At 62.3% G+C, this 14,527-nt stretch carries 12 protein-coding genes; 6 read left to right on the top strand and 6 right to left on the bottom strand.

Going from position 1 to position 14,527, the window contains the following annotated elements; genetic code table 11:
• Positions 1-325: 325 nt before the first annotated feature.
• Entirely contained in the window at positions 326-1,489 is a 1,164-nt protein-coding gene (locus ACZ9EJ_RS20000) for a M20 aminoacylase family protein (RefSeq protein WP_046631688.1), read from the top strand.
• 100 nt (positions 1,490-1,589) lie between these two features.
• On the opposite strand, the gene ACZ9EJ_RS19995 is transcribed toward ACZ9EJ_RS20000, so the two are convergent.
• From ACZ9EJ_RS19995 to ACZ9EJ_RS19970, 6 genes are all read right to left on the bottom strand, one after another.
• Positions 1,590-1,727 carry a hypothetical protein gene (locus ACZ9EJ_RS19995; protein WP_210013146.1) on the bottom strand — a complete coding sequence of 46 codons (138 nt, stop codon included), beginning with the start codon at positions 1,725-1,727 and terminating at the stop codon, positions 1,590-1,592.
• Between the two features lie 179 nt (positions 1,728-1,906).
• Entirely contained in the window at positions 1,907-2,881 is a 975-nt protein-coding gene (locus tag ACZ9EJ_RS19990; protein ID WP_046640192.1) for a threonine ammonia-lyase, read from the bottom strand.
• Between the two features lie 87 nt (positions 2,882-2,968).
• Complete coding sequence (locus ACZ9EJ_RS19985) at positions 2,969-3,799, bottom strand: endonuclease/exonuclease/phosphatase family protein (protein WP_046631684.1); 831 nt, start codon at positions 3,797-3,799, stop codon at positions 2,969-2,971.
• 63 nt (positions 3,800-3,862) lie between these two features.
• Positions 3,863-5,323, bottom strand: a complete 1,461-nt coding sequence (cls, locus tag ACZ9EJ_RS19980) for a cardiolipin synthase (RefSeq protein ID WP_046631682.1) — start codon at positions 5,321-5,323, stop codon at positions 3,863-3,865.
• A 74-nt stretch (positions 5,324-5,397) separates the two neighbouring features.
• The gene (locus ACZ9EJ_RS19975) at positions 5,398-6,753 is read right to left on the bottom strand and encodes an aspartate aminotransferase family protein (protein WP_046640193.1); all 1,356 of its coding nucleotides are present in this window, start codon (positions 6,751-6,753) and stop codon (positions 5,398-5,400) included.
• 133 nt (positions 6,754-6,886) lie between these two features.
• Positions 6,887-8,320 (bottom strand): M20 family metallopeptidase, encoded by a 1,434-nt coding sequence (locus tag ACZ9EJ_RS19970; protein WP_046640194.1) that lies wholly within the window; start codon positions 8,318-8,320, stop codon positions 6,887-6,889.
• Positions 8,321-8,855: 535 nt separating this feature from the next.
• On the opposite strand from ACZ9EJ_RS19970, the gene ACZ9EJ_RS19965 reads away from it, so the two are divergent.
• The 5 genes from ACZ9EJ_RS19965 (at position 8,856) to ACZ9EJ_RS19945 (ending at position 14,268) form a co-directional block, all read left to right on the top strand.
• Positions 8,856-10,451, top strand: a complete 1,596-nt coding sequence (locus ACZ9EJ_RS19965) for an ABC transporter substrate-binding protein (protein WP_046640195.1) — start codon at positions 8,856-8,858, stop codon at positions 10,449-10,451.
• 157 nt (positions 10,452-10,608) lie between these two features.
• A complete protein-coding gene (locus ACZ9EJ_RS19960; protein WP_007758456.1) occupies positions 10,609-11,613 on the top strand; it encodes an ABC transporter permease subunit in 1,005 nt (334 codons plus the stop codon).
• A gap of 26 nt (positions 11,614-11,639) precedes the next feature.
• Positions 11,640-12,557 (top strand): ABC transporter permease subunit, encoded by a 918-nt coding sequence (locus ACZ9EJ_RS19955; RefSeq protein ID WP_046640196.1) that lies wholly within the window; start codon positions 11,640-11,642, stop codon positions 12,555-12,557.
• Positions 12,558-12,559: 2 nt separating this feature from the next.
• The gene (locus ACZ9EJ_RS19950; RefSeq protein ID WP_080954143.1) at positions 12,560-13,417 is read left to right on the top strand and encodes an ABC transporter ATP-binding protein; all 858 of its coding nucleotides are present in this window, start codon (positions 12,560-12,562) and stop codon (positions 13,415-13,417) included.
• Positions 13,414-14,268 carry a dipeptide ABC transporter ATP-binding protein gene (locus ACZ9EJ_RS19945; protein WP_370649708.1) on the top strand — a complete coding sequence of 285 codons (855 nt, stop codon included), beginning with the start codon at positions 13,414-13,416 and terminating at the stop codon, positions 14,266-14,268. The genes ACZ9EJ_RS19950 and ACZ9EJ_RS19945 overlap by 4 nt, the downstream gene beginning before the upstream one ends.
• Positions 14,269-14,527 lie beyond the last annotated feature (259 nt).

Raw genomic sequence — 14,527 nt, 5'->3', positions numbered from 1 at the left:
ACCCGCGAGGATGGGAAATAGAGAGCAGTCCGGATATTGCAAACGACTGACTGGAATCTATTGCTCACTTCCTGCGGATTGACACATGTTTCGGCTCTATCGAGCCTAGCCTGAATGGAACCTGAACGGAAGCAGGCCATTGATAATTCGAGGAATTCCACACTTGTGCAACAACCGCGCCTGAACGTCTTGCGACAGCCGAACCGGGGGAAATTAAACGCCGAGGGTTACCTTTCAAAGGCGGCGCTGCTATTCATCTCATCATGCAAGGGCGATCTCGTCGCGGCCCGCAACCAATCCAATCGAACTTTCGGTGTTTTGAGCAATGACGATCCAGCTTTCCAATGACATGGCCGACGTGGTGGCCACCCGCCGTTACCTTCATCAATATCCGGAACTCGGGCTGTCCGAGTTCAACACATCCGATTTCGTCGCCAGGCAACTCACCGATCTCGGATATGAAGTCACCCGCGGCCTCGGCAGGACGGGCGTTGTCGCGACCCTCAGGAACGGCACCGGCGGCCGGTCGATCGGCATCCGGGCCGACATGGACGCGTTGCCGATCGAGGAAGAAACCGGTGCGGAATATGCCAGCAAGAACAAGGGCCTGATGCATGCCTGCGGCCATGACGGCCACACCGCCATGCTGCTGGGCGCCGCCAAGATCCTTGCCGAGAGGAAGAATTTCGACGGCACGATCCACCTGATCTTCCAGCCGGCGGAGGAGAATTTCGGCGGCGCCAGGCTGATGATCGAGGACGGCCTCTTCGAGCGCTTCCCTTGCGATGCCGTCTTCGGCCTGCATAACGACCCCAGCCTGCCCTTTGGCCAGATCGGCGTGAAGGAAGGTCCGATGATGGCGGCGGTCGACGAATGCCGCATCACGGTCAACGGCCGCGGCGGCCATGGCGCCGAGCCCCAGGATACGTCGGATCCGATCGTCTGCGGCGCGAGCATCATCATGGCGCTGCAGACGATCGCCTCGCGCAACATCCACCCGCTCGACCAGATGGTCATCACCGTCGGCGCCTTCCATGCCGGCATGGCCAGCAACGTCATTCCCGAGCGGGCGGAAATGCTGCTCACCATCCGTTCCTTCGACCCGGACGTCCGCAACGAGCTGGAAAGGCGTATCCGCATGGTCGCCGAAGGCCAGGCCGCCAGCTACGGCATGAGCGTCACGCTTGACTACAAGCGCGGTTACGAGGCGACCATCAACCACAAGGCGGAAACGGATTTCGTCCGCGATCTCGCCCGTCGTGTCGTCGGCGAGGACAAGGTCGTCGACCTGCCCCGCCCGTCCATGGGCGCCGAGGACTTTGCCTATATGCTGGCGGAGCGGCCGGGCACCTATTTCCTGCTCGGCACCAGGCGTACCGACAACGACCCGCCGCTGCACCACCCGCGCTTCGACTTCAACGACGACGCGCTGCCGATCGGAACGAGCTTCTGGGTGGAGCTTGCCGAAGCCTATCTGCCGGTGAAATAGGCCCTTAAACGAAAACACCTCCCGCGCAGCGAAGCGCGGGAGGTGTTTTCGGCCTTGGGAGGACCAAGCCCGAGTTTCAAAAAGGCGAAGCCCGAAGGCCTTATGGGAAAAGGCCGAGCGTCACGGCGCCGACAAAGATGAAGGCTGCCGTCACCAGGGCCGTGTTCGCCGCCCATTGCCATTTGCCCGCAAAGCCGCGAGCTGGGAAAGACCGTGTCTGATGCTCGATGTGACGCATGGATGTCTCCCGGGTTCTGCTTTCGCCCTTTTCGGACGTTGACCCTATGCTAGCTTATCTCTACCAACCCGATAGAGATAATGTTCCAAGCATCCACCAGTTCCGTAGAAAATCCTTTTTTCTTAACGCCCCATCCGCGTATTTAACGGTTTATTATACCCAAGCCGATTGCGAGCCCCTCAGGCGCCAAAACGATCCAGCGCCAGACGGAAAATGTCGGGGTCAATATTGCCGCCCGAGCAGACCGCAATCACGGTATCGCCCAGCGTCTCGCCATGGAAAAGAGCGGCCGCCAATGCCACCGCGCCGCCGGGTTCCACGACGATCTTCAACCGGCTGAAAGCGAGCGCCACCGCATGCAGCGCTTCGTCGTCGGTCACCACAAGGCCCTCGCCGCAGAGCTTCGACATGATCGGGAAGGTGATGTTGCCGGGCTGCGGCGTGACGATCGCATCGCAGAGCGAGCCGCCCTGGCTCGCATTTCGCTCGATCTTTCCGGACGCCAGCGAACGTGTCACATCGTCGAAGCCTTTCGGCTCGCAAGGGTGTACGACAAAACCGGGCGCCTTGGCGTTCAATGCCAGCGCGACACCGGAAATGAAGCCGCCGCCCCCCGTCGGCACCAGCACGTCGGCCTTCTCGATACCCTCTTCCCTGGCCTGTTCGGCGATTTCGAGCCCGGTCGTGCCCTGGCCGGCGATCACCAGCGGTTCGTCGAACGGCTTGATCAGCGTCAGGCCGCGCTCCTGCGACAGCCGCGCGCCGATCACATCGCGATCCTCGTTGAGGCGGTCATAAAGAACGACGTCGGCGCCATAGGCGCGGGTATTCTCGATCTTGATGCGCGGCGCATCGGACGGCATGATGATCACGCTCGGAACGCCGTGCATCTTCGCCGCCAGCGCCACGCCCTGGGCATGGTTGCCGGACGAGAAGGCGAGCACGCCCTTGGCCCGGACATCGGGCGACAGCGCCGAGATCGCCGACCAGGCACCGCGAAACTTGAACGAACCGGTGTGCTGCAGGCATTCCGGCTTGACGAAGATGCGCCGCCCGGCGATTTCGTCGAGGAAGGGCGAGGATAACAGCGGCGTGCGGCGCACGTAGCCATCGAGACGGGCACGGGCGGCTTCGATCATGGCGATATCGGTCATGCGGGAAATTCCGTTCGGAGGGCGAGGCGGTGAGGCCACAAGCCTATCGGCGGTTTCCGTTTCGGTAAAGACCGGAAGAGGATCGGTTCAGCCGGCTTCCGCCTCTTGGGAAAGCGGCGCGGAACCGAGCTTCACCACCGCCTTGATGGGCAGGTGGTCGGAGGCAAGCCGCGCAAGCGGGCTGTCATGGGTTTCGACGGCATCGATCAGCCCGGGCTGGTTCGCCATGATGCGGTCGAGCGCCAGGACAGGCAGGCGCGAGGGGAAGCTCGGCACCGCAGCCGGGAGACCGAAAACGGTGGCAAGCGTGTTCAGGGAAGAGCGGTCGCCAAGCCGCCATTCGTTGAGATCGCCCATCAGAACGGTCGGCTGCTCGTCACGCGACCGCAGGATGTCGAGGATCATGCGGGCCTGCTGCTGGCGCGAACGGTTGAGCAGGCCGAGATGGGCCGCGATGATCCGGAATGCGCTACCGTCCTTGAGCTCCAGTTCGGTGATCAAGGCACCGCGCGGCTCGAGCCCCGGCAGTTTGACCTGATGAACGTCGCGCACCAGGCCTTCGCGAAAGAGGATCACATTGCCATGCCAGCCATGCGCCTTGGCGACACCGGAAACGGGCACCGGGAAAAGCCCCGTCTCCCGCTCCATCCAGGCGAGGTCGAGCAGGCCGCGCCGCTCGCCGAACCGGGAATCCGCTTCCTGCAGCGCGATCACATCGGCGCCGATCTCGCGGATCACATGGCTGGTGCGGGCGGGATCGAACCTGCCGTCGATGCCGACGCATTTGTGCACGTTGTAGGAGGCGATCAGCATGCCGTGCCCGCGTTCAAGCCCCTCATGCGTTCCGGCGCCGCGGTTCCTGCGGGCCCGGATGGAAGCCAGAATGCTTTTCGGAAGGTTGGGACGTTTTTCCCGCATGGTTCTTTTGACTATTCGCCGATCAATGAAATTTATAGGGCAAGCGATCTATCTATCCAGCAACTAGAGGTAGGGCGATCCCAGCCAGAGCACGCGCTCGATGAGACGCACGAGGAAGGGTCTTGCCATCAACCCCTCGAGCGTCACTTCGGTTGCGGAAGAAATCGCCAGGTCTATCCTTCGTTCCAGGGCTTCCGCGAAAGGGCAATCCAGGACTTCGAGATCGACCTCGAAATTGAGCCGGAGCGATCGCGGATCGAGGTTCGAGGAGCCGACATAGGCCCAGCGCCCGTCGATCACAAGAAGCTTGGAATGGTTGAACGGGCCGGACGCCCGCCAGATGCGGCAGTAGTTCTTCAGCATCTGGTCAAACTGTGCGGTCATCGCCCGATCGACCAGAACCAGATTGTTGGCGGTCGGCACCACGATATCGACCTCCACCCCGCGCCGGGCAGCGGTAACGAGCGCGGTGATCAGCTCGCGGTCCGGCAGGAAATACGGCGAAACGATGCGGATCGAGGAGCGCGCTACGGAAAACGCGCCCATCAGCATCTTGTGGTTCGTCTCGACGCTGCGGTCGGGACCGGAGGAAACGGCGCGCATGATGACCGGCGAACCGGGCTCCGTCTCCGGCGGCTGCAGCGCCCAGGCCGCACCCTCCAATGCCTCGTCGGCGGCATATCGCCAATCGGCGGCGGCAATGGCAAACAGGTCGGCGACAACCGGCCCGGTTACCTTGAAATGGGTGTCGAACGAACATTTGTTGCCGCTGAATTCGCTCGAGAACCCTTCACGGATATTCATGCCGCCGGTAAACGCCACGCGGCCGTCGATCACCAGGATCTTCCGGTGGGTGCGCAGGTTCGCATAAGGCAGTCTCAGGCCCATGATGACGTTGCCGTTGAAGACATCGACCGTGACCCCGCCCTCTCTGAGCGTACCGAGCACGCTCGGAACCGAATACCTGGCACCGACCGCATCGATCAGCACACGCACCTCGACGCCGCGCTTGACCGCGGCAACCAGGGCTTCCGCGAACCGGATGCCGATCCTGTCCCGGTCGAAAATATAGGTCTCGAGGATGAGGCTGCGTTTCGCCTTGGCGATCGCCTTCAGCATCGCCCCATAGGCTTCATCCCCCGTATCGAGCGCGACGATCGTATTGCCGGTGGTCAGCCGGTGGCGCGTCACCCGGTCGCCGAGCGTCTTCATTGCCCGGAACCGGTGCCCGAACTCCTCGATCACCAGGTCGTTGGTCGCATCGTAGGAAACCACGTGCGCGCGGATTTCGCCCTGCAGCAGCGCGCGACGATCGCTGATGACGGCGCGGCGAATACGGTTTACCCCCGCCACCAGATAAAGCAGCGCGCCGATGATCGGAGACAGAACGATGACGCCGACCCAGCCGATGGCGGAGCGGACTTCTTCCTTGGTCATCGCTGCGTGGATCGCAGCTGCGGCCCCCATCAGGACCGACAAAACGAAGAGGATATGCGGCCAATAGGGTTCGATGAGATCCAGCATAGCGAGCAATATAGGCGCGCTCGCGTGAAGAGCAATCGGAGCCGCACCAATAGGTTAGCGCGGCTCCGGAGGTATCAGGCAGCGAGTTGCTTCGCGAAGACTTCGAGCGAGGCTTCGAACGTGTCGAAGATCGTGTCGATCTGTTGTTCGTTGATGATCATCGGCGGGCAGAGCGCCAGCGAGTCGCCGATCGCCCGCGAGATCAGGCCCTTTTCGAGCATGATCGCCAGCAGCTTGGGACCGAGCTGGCCGGCCGCGAAACCGTCGCGTGGCTTCAGTTCCAGGGCGCCGATGAGGCCGACGCCGCGCGCTTCGATCGCCAGCGGGTGGCTTTCCAGCGCCTTTAGCCGGCCCTGGAACTTCGGTGCAAGCGCCCGGACGTTGCCCACGAGGTCGCGTTCCTCGATGATCGCCAGGTTTTCCAGCGCGACCGCAGCGGCGACCGGATGGCCGGCCGCGGTCACCCCATGGCCGAACGTGCCGATCTTCGCCGATTCGTCGGCAAGCGGCCCGTAGACGTTCTCGTTGATCAGCAGCGCCGAGATCGGCTGGTAGGACGACGAAATCTGCTTCGACAGGGTCATGATGTCCGGCTGTAGCGAGTAGGTCGTGGTGCCGAACATCTCGCCGGTGCGCCCGAAACCGCAGATCACCTCGTCGGCGATCAGCAGGATGTCGTATTTCCTGAGCACTTTCTGGATCGCATCCCAGTACCCGGCCGGCGGCACGATGACGCCGCCCGCACCCATGACCGGCTCGCCGATAAAGGCGGCGACCGTTTCCGGGCCTTCCTTGAGGATCAGGTCTTCGAGGTCCTTGGCACAACGCTCGACGAAGGCCGATTCCGTCTCGTTTTCCTGTTTGAAGGCGCGGTAATGCGGGCAGGTCGTGTGGAAGACGCCGGCGAGCGGCAGGTCGAAGGAGCGGTGGTTGTTCGGCAGGCCGGTCAGGCTGGCGCTGGCGATCGTCACGCCGTGATAGCCCTTGATGCGCGAAATGATCTTCTTCTTTTCCGGCTTGCCGAGCGCGTTCGAACGATACCAGACCATCTTCATGGCGGTGTCGTTGGCCTCGGAACCGGAATTGGTGAAATAGGCCTTCGACATCGGCACCGGGGCCATCTGGATCAGCTTTTCGGCAAGATCGATCGACGGGCCGTGACTGCGGAGGGTAAAGGTATGGTAATAGGGGAGCTTGGCCATCTGCTTGGCAGCCGCTTCGACAAGCCGGCTTTCGCCGAAACCGACGCCGACGCTCCAGAGACCGGCCATGCCCTCGATATATTTGTTGCCGTTCACGTCGTAGACATAGATGCCCTCGCCGCGGTCGATCACCAGCGATCCGTCGCGCTCCAGTGCGCGGGCATTGGTGTAGGAGTGGAGCTGGTAAGCCTTGTCCCGGGCTTCGATGGAATTGGGCTGAATAGTCACGACGGACCTCCTGTGAGACACGCAACGGTCTATGAATTTCATAGGCGGAAACGGCGATGTTGGACAGCCCAAATCGCCGTTTTCAGAGAGGCCAGCTGTTCAAAATAGTTGACGCGTCGATCAGTTTATTTGTTCACTTCAGCGTCATCGCAGCGACCGGAGGTTCGGCGCCGGCCGGGATCGGGCTTTTGTAGTCCTGTCCCTTGCGACGCTTCTTAAGATCGGCCCAGGCCGCCTCGCGGAGCTGATCGCTTGTTATCGCGGCCAGTCCGGTCGCGGCCATCGCCTTGGCGACGGAAACCATGCCCTTGTGGGCAAGCGGGCTCTTGCCCTGCGCCACCACCTGCCAGGTGTGAAGCTGGGTGCCGATGGCGAGCGTCGCGCCATAGGCCTGCACGGTCGGCACGACCCAACTGACATCGCCGACATCCGTCGACCCGCCCATCTGGCGGTTTTCGGTGTGAGCCGGCAGGATGAAATCGGCGAGCGGAACGTCCCGCTGTTCCAGGCGCTCCTGGTTCCAGCTTGCCGCAATGTCTTCCGGCGTCAGCGTCGCACGGATCTGCTCGGCAAACTCGATATCAGCGGCGTCGAAGGACGGCGGGCCCATGCTGTCCCAGACGTCCTGCATGACGTCCATCAGCGGTGTATTGACGACGAGGTTGGAAACGCCCGCCAGGATCGTGCTCTCGACCTTGGTCTCGGTCATCAGTGCCGCGCCTTCGGCGACCTTCTTGACGCGCTCGATCAGTGCGAAAAGCCCGGGCAGGTCAGCGGAGCGAACGACGTAACGCACCTTGGCATGCGCCTGTACGACGTTCGGCGAGATCCCGCCGCTATCCAGGACCGCATAGTGGATGCGGCTCTCTGACGGCATGTGCTCGCGCATATAATTGACACCGACGCTCATCAGCTCGACGGCATCGAGCGCGCTGCGGCCGAGTTCCGGCACGGCCGACGCATGCGCGGCGCGGCCCGTGAAGGTGAAGTCGATCCGGCAGTTGGCAAGCGAGGTCTCCCGCTGCACGCCGGCGAAATTGCTCGGATGCCAGCTGATCGCAATGTCGACGTCCTCGAAGGCGCCGGCCCGCACCATGAACGCCTTGGCGGCGCCGCCTTCTTCCGCCGGGCAGCCGTAATAGCGCACGCGGCCGGGGGTGCCGGTCTTTTCCAGCCAATCCTTCAGCGCGGTCGCCGCCAGCAGCGACGCGGAGCCGAGAAGATTGTGGCCGCAGCCGTGGCCGTTCGTGCCGGGGATCGTCGGGTCATGCCGGGTGACTCCGGCCTTCTGGCTGAGGCCGGCCAGCGCATCGTATTCGCCGAGAAAGGCGATCATCGGGCCGCCCTCGCCCGCCTCGCCGATCAGCGCGGTCGGAATTCCGGCGACGTTTTCGGTGATCTTGAAGCCCTGAGCCTCCAGCATCTCGCGATGCGCGGCAGCGGAAAGCGTTTCCATGTAGCAGGTTTCCGGCGTCTCCCAAACGCGGTCCGCGAGTTCCGTGAAGACCTCTTTTTTGCGGTCGATGAAATCCCAAACGAGCGGGAGATTGGAATTGCTTGTCGTCATGAAACCACTGCCTCGATAGATTTATGCTGGTCGGAAGGCCAGAACCGTAGCCAATTCCTGGCCGATGGCAATGCGGCATTGCAGCAAAAGCCGGTCCTGTGGAGGGTTGGGGGAGGAGGGAATGCGGATGTGAGCGGTACGCGAATGTTAGTATCTCGACAACCGGATCATAATCGTTATGCTCCCGCGCCACGGCCCGCAGGCAAATCTACGAAACGCGCCGAAACTAATAAAAATGCACGGGGATTTTGCCGATTTTGTGGAAAATTTTCTAAAGAATGAAGCGGGCGTGAAATCCGATACGGCGGGAGGCCGTTGATCGGGATCAAAGAACAAGAGGGACATGCGCGGCCTGAAGGCCGGAGCGGACCCGCCAGGAGAAACGCATTTTGAAGGCCGGCCGCAGCGAAATATCGCCGGCCAGGAGGTGAACACGGGAATACCAGTCTTTGGGCGCTATATACGCGCCATTCCAGCTGAAGACATCCACCGGGCACGGCACATAAGCCGGCCACAGGTCATCGGGAGATCAAAAATGAAATACAAACTCGCCCTTGCCGCAGCGCTGCTGTCGGCAACATTCTTCGCAAGCGCAGCCAGCGCCAAGACCTTCGTATATTGCTCGGAAGGCTCTCCGGAAGGCTTCGATCCCGGCATCTATACCGCCGGCACGACCTTCGACGCTTCGGCGCATCCGATCTACAACCGCCTGCTCGAGTTCAAGCCGGGCACGACCCAGCCGGAAGCAGCCCTTGCCCAGAGCTGGGAGATTTCCGCTGACGGCACGGTCTACACCTTCAAGCTGCGTCCGAACGTCAAGTTCCAGACGACCGACTTCTTCAAGCCGACCCGCAACCTGAACGCCGACGACGTCGTCTTCTCGATCGGCCGCCAGATCGACGAGAAGAACGCCTGGAACAAGTACATTGCCGGCGCGACCTGGGAATATGCCGACGGCATGGGCTTTCCGAAGCTCATCAAGTCGATCGAGAAGGTCGACGACCTGACCGTCAAGGTCACGCTCAACCGTCCGGAAGCGCCGTTCCTCGCCAACCTCGCCATGCCGTTCGCCTCGATCATGTCGAAGGAATATGCCGACAGCCTCGACAAGGCCGGCAAGAAGGAACAGCTGAACCAGATGCCGGTCGGCACCGGTCCGTTCACCTTCGTCGGCTACCAGCAGGACGCCGTCATCCGCTACAAGAAGAACGCCGATTTCTGGGGCCCGGCTCCGAAGATCGACGACCTCGTCTTCGCGATCACCACCGACGCCGCCGTTCGTTACCAGAAGCTCAAGGCCGGCGAATGCCACCTGATGCCGTATCCGAACGCCGCCGACGTGAAGGCCATGAAGGCTGATCCAAACCTTCAGGTTCTGGAGCAGGAAGGCCTGAACGTCGCCTATCTCGCCTACAACACGACCAAGGCTCCGTTCGACAAGGTCGAAGTCCGCAAGGCGCTGAACAAGGCGATCAACAAGAAGGCGATCGTCGACGCCGTCTTCCAGGGCATGGCGACACCCGCCGTCAACCCGATCCCGCCGACCATGTGGTCCTACAGCAAGGCGACCCAGGACGACACCTACGACCTCGAAGCGGCCAAGAAGATGCTCGCCGACGCAGGCGTCAAGGACCTTTCCATGAAGGTCTGGGCGATGCCGGTTTCGCGTCCCTACATGCTGAACGCCCGCCGCGCGGCCGAAATCATCCAGGACGATTTCGCCAAGATCGGCGTCAAGGTCGAGATCGTTTCTTTCGAATGGGCTGAATACCTGCAGCGTTCGAAGGACAAGAACCGCGATGGCGCCGCCATCATGGGCTGGACCGGCGACAACGGCGACCCGGACAACTTCCTTGATACGCTGCTCGGTTGCGACGCCGTCGGCGGCAACAACCGCGCTCAGTGGTGCAACAAGGAGTTCGACGACCTGGTGAAGAAGGCCAAGGTCGTCTCCGACCAGGCCGAGCGCACCAAGCTCTACGAACAGGCTCAGGCGATCTTCAAGAAGGACGCTCCCTGGGCAACCATCGACCACTCCCTCGCCGTCGTTCCGATGCGCAAGGGCGTGACCGGCTTTACCCAGAGCCCGCTCGGCGACTTCACCTTCGAAGCTGTCGATATCGCCCAGTAATTTCTGCTTCGCGACGATTTTGCCGCGGGACGCGTTGCGTTTCCCGCGGCATTTTCTTATGAGACGCCAAAATTTTGGCGAAGACGCCACGATTGCCGTCTTCGTGGCTTGACAAAACCGTGAATCGGCCACGAACCAAAAACCACGAAGGTTTCGAATGTTTGGCTTCCTGTTGCGGCGTATCGCCGTGTTGATCCCGACTTTCATCGGGGTCTCGATCATTGCGTTTTCATTTATCCGACTTCTGCCGGGTGATCCGGTTGCGCTTCTTTCGGGCGAACGCGTCATGTCGCCGGAGCGGCATGCCCAGATCAGTGCCCAGCTCGGCATGGACCGGCCGCTGATCGTCCAGTATTTCGATTATCTCGGCGGCGTGCTGACCGGCGATTTCGGATCGTCTATCGTTTCCAAGAAGCCGATCCTCGAGCAGTTCTGGGCGCTGTTTCCGGCGACCGTGGAGCTTTCCTTCTGCGCCATCGTCATCGCCGTCGCTCTCGGCATTCCGGCCGGCGTGATCGCTGCGATCAAGCGCGGCTCGATCTTCGACCAGGGGCTGATGGGCATCGCGCTTGTCGGTTATTCGATGCCGATCTTCTGGTGGGGCCTGCTGCTGATCATCCTCTTCTCCGGCACCCTGCAATGGTTCCCGGTTTCCGGCCGCATCTCGCTGATGTTCTTCTTTCCGCCGGTCACGGGCTTCATGCTGATCGATTCGCTGCTCTCGGGACAGAAGGGCGCCTTCGCCTCGGCGATCAGCCACCTTGCGCTGCCTTCGATCGTGCTTGCGACCATTCCGCTCGCCGTCATCGCCCGCCAGACGCGTTCCGCCATGCTGGAAGTGCTCTCGGAAGACTACGTCCGCACCGCCCGCGCCAAGGGCCTTTCGCCCTTCCGCGTCGTCGGCATCCATGCGCTGCGCAACGCCATGATCCCGGTCATCACCACGATCGGTCTGCAGATCGGCGTCATGCTCGCCGGCGCCATCCTGACCGAGACGATCTTCTCCTGGCCGGGCATCGGCAAGTGGATGGTCGACAGCGTCTTCCGCCGCGACTACGCCGTCATCCAGGGCGGCCTGCTCCTGATCGCGGCCATCATCATGTTCGTCAATCTCATCGTTGATCTGCTCTACGGGCTGATCAATCCCAGAATCCGACATTGATCCGGCACCAAGAAGGAGAAAATCCCATGGCCGATACCACTGTTACCAAGACCGCCGAACCGGTTTCCAGCGCCGCGATGCGCCGCCAGATGCTCCGCGAGTTCTGGTTCTACTTTTCCGAAAATCGCGGCGCCGTTCTGGGGCTCATCATTTTCGTCGCCCTCGTCATCGTGGCGATCTTCGCGTCGTTCATCGCCCCGCATTCGCCGTTCGAGCAGTATCGTGATTTCGCTCTGCTTCCCCCGGCCTGGGCCGAGGGCGGCAACCCGTCCTACCTGCTCGGCACCGATCCTGTCGGCCGCGATATCCTGTCCCGCCTGATCTATGGCGCACAGTATTCGCTGTTCATCGGCGTCTTCGTGACGACGCTGTCGCTCACCGGCGGCATCATCGTCGGCCTAATCGCCGGTTATTACCGCGGCTGGATCGATACCGTCATCATGCGCCTGATGGACATCATCCTCGCCTTCCCGTCGCTGCTGCTCGCCCTCGTGCTCGTCGCGATCCTCGGGCCCAGCCTCACCAACGGCATGATCGCCATCGCGCTCACCCTGCAGCCGCATTTCGTGCGCCTCACCCGCGCCGCCGTGATGGCCGAAAAGAGCCGCGACTACGTGACCGCGGCCCGGCTTGCCGGGGCCGGTCCCATTCGCCTGATGTTCCGCACCATCCTGCCGAACTGTACCGCGCCGCTGATCGTCCAGGCGACGCTTTCCTTCTCGAACGCCATCCTCGATGCGGCCGCCCTCGGCTTCCTCGGCATGGGCGCCCAGCCGCCGGCACCGGAATGGGGCACGATGCTTGCCGAAGCGCGTGAATTCATCCTGCGCGCCTGGTGGGTCGTCACCTTCCCCGGCGTCGCCATTCTCGTCACCGTTCTCGCCATCAACCTGATGGGCGACGGCCTGCGCGATGCGCTCGACCCGAAACTGAAGAGGTCCTGATCATGGCGCTTCTGCAAATCGATAACCTCACCGTCGAATTCGAAACCGCCACCGGCTGGTTCCGCGCCGTCGACGGCGTCTCCATCTCGGTCGAAAAGGCCGAGGTCCTGGCAATCGTCGGCGAATCCGGCTCCGGCAAGTCCGTCGCCATGCTCGCCGTCATGGGCCTTCTCCCCTGGACTGCCAAGATCACCGCCGACCGCATGCTCTTCGAAGGCCGCGACATCCAGAACATCAGCCCGGCCGAGCGCCGCAAGCTGATCGGCAAGGATATCGCGATGATCTTCCAGGAGCCGGTTGCCAGCCTCAACCCGTGTTTCACGGTCGGCTTCCAGATCGAGGAAGTGCTGCGCATCCATCTTGGCCTCGACGCAAAAGCCCGCCGCGCCCGCGCCATCGAGCTGTTCAGCCAGGTCGGCCTGCCCAACCCGGAAGAGCGGCTGAACCACTTCCCGCACCAGATGTCCGGCGGCCAGTGCCAGCGCGTGATGATCGCCATTGCGATCGCCTGCAATCCGAAACTGCTGATCGCCGACGAGCCGACCACCGCGCTCGACGTGACGATCCAGAAGCAGATCCTCGACCTGATCATGGCGCTGCAGGCGAAAAACGGCATGGGCCTGATCATGATCACCCATGACATGGGCGTCGTCGCCGAGACCGCCGACCGCGTCGTCGTCCAGTACAAGGGCCGCAAGATGGAGGAGGCCGACGTGCTCTCCCTCTTCGAAAACCCGAAGAGCAACTACACCAAGGCGCTGCTGGCGGCGCTGCCGGAAAACGCCACCGGCGACCGCCTCACCACGGTTTCCGCCTTCTTCGACGGCAATCCGGAACCCGCTCCGGGAGTAAGCGCATGAGCGAGACCATGACCGACAACACCATGCTCGAAGTGCGCAACATCAAGCGTGATTACGAACTGCCGGGCGGCCTCTTCAAACCGAAGAAGATCATCCATGCGGTGAAAGGCGTCTCCTTCAAGCTGGAACGCGGCAAGACGCTGGCGATCGTCGGCGAGAGCGGCTGCGGCAAGTCCACCCTGGCCCGCATGCTGACCTTCATCGACGAACCGACCGGCGGCGATCTGCTGATCGACAACAAGAAGGTCGATACCCGCCCCGGCCACCTGACCCAGGACATGCGCCAGAAGGTGCAGATCGTCTTCCAGAACCCCTATGGCTCGCTCAATCCGCGCCAGAAGATCGGCGACGTGCTCGGCGAACCGCTCGCGATCAACACCGACATGTCGGCTGCCGAACGCCGCGACCGCGCCAGCGAAATGCTGACGAAGGTGGGCCTCGGCCCGGAACACTATAACCGCTACCCGCACATGTTCTCGGGCGGCCAGCGCCAGCGCATCGCGATTGCCCGCGCGCTGATGCTGAACCCGAAGCTGCTGGTGCTCGACGAGCCGGTTTCGGCTCTCGACCTCTCGGTCCAGGCCCAGGTGCTGAACCTGCTCGCCGACCTGCAGGACGAGTTCAACCTCACCTACGTCTTCATCAGCCACGACCTGTCGGTAGTGCGCTACATCGCCGACGAGGTGATGGTGATGTATTTCGGCGAAGCGGTGGAATACGGCACCCGCGAAGAGGTGTTTTCCGACCCGAAGCACGACTATACGCGCACGTTGTTCAAGGCGACGCCGAAGGCCGATATCGAGTCGATCCGCGCCCGCGTGGCGAAGAAGAAGGCGGCAACGGCGGCTTAGGCTGAGCATCAGGCTACCGGGCGCTCCCAAGTTTGGAAAATCTGCTGTTTGAGGAAGCCCGCGAGCCGAGCCACCCTCACCTCAAGCGGATCGCCTATCAATGTATGGGGCGTCGCGTGGAGCCCCTCCCCCTTGTGGGGAGGGGTTGGGGAGGGGACTTCATCCAGCATCAAAACCCCTCCCGCCTGCCGGCCACCCTCCCCACAAGGGGGAGGGTTAAGGATGCCGCGCTGCCGCACATTCCATATGCGATCGCCCT

Source organism: Neorhizobium sp. USDA 3394, assembly GCF_056280385.1.
This window is presented reverse-complemented; position numbering and strand designations above follow the sequence as displayed.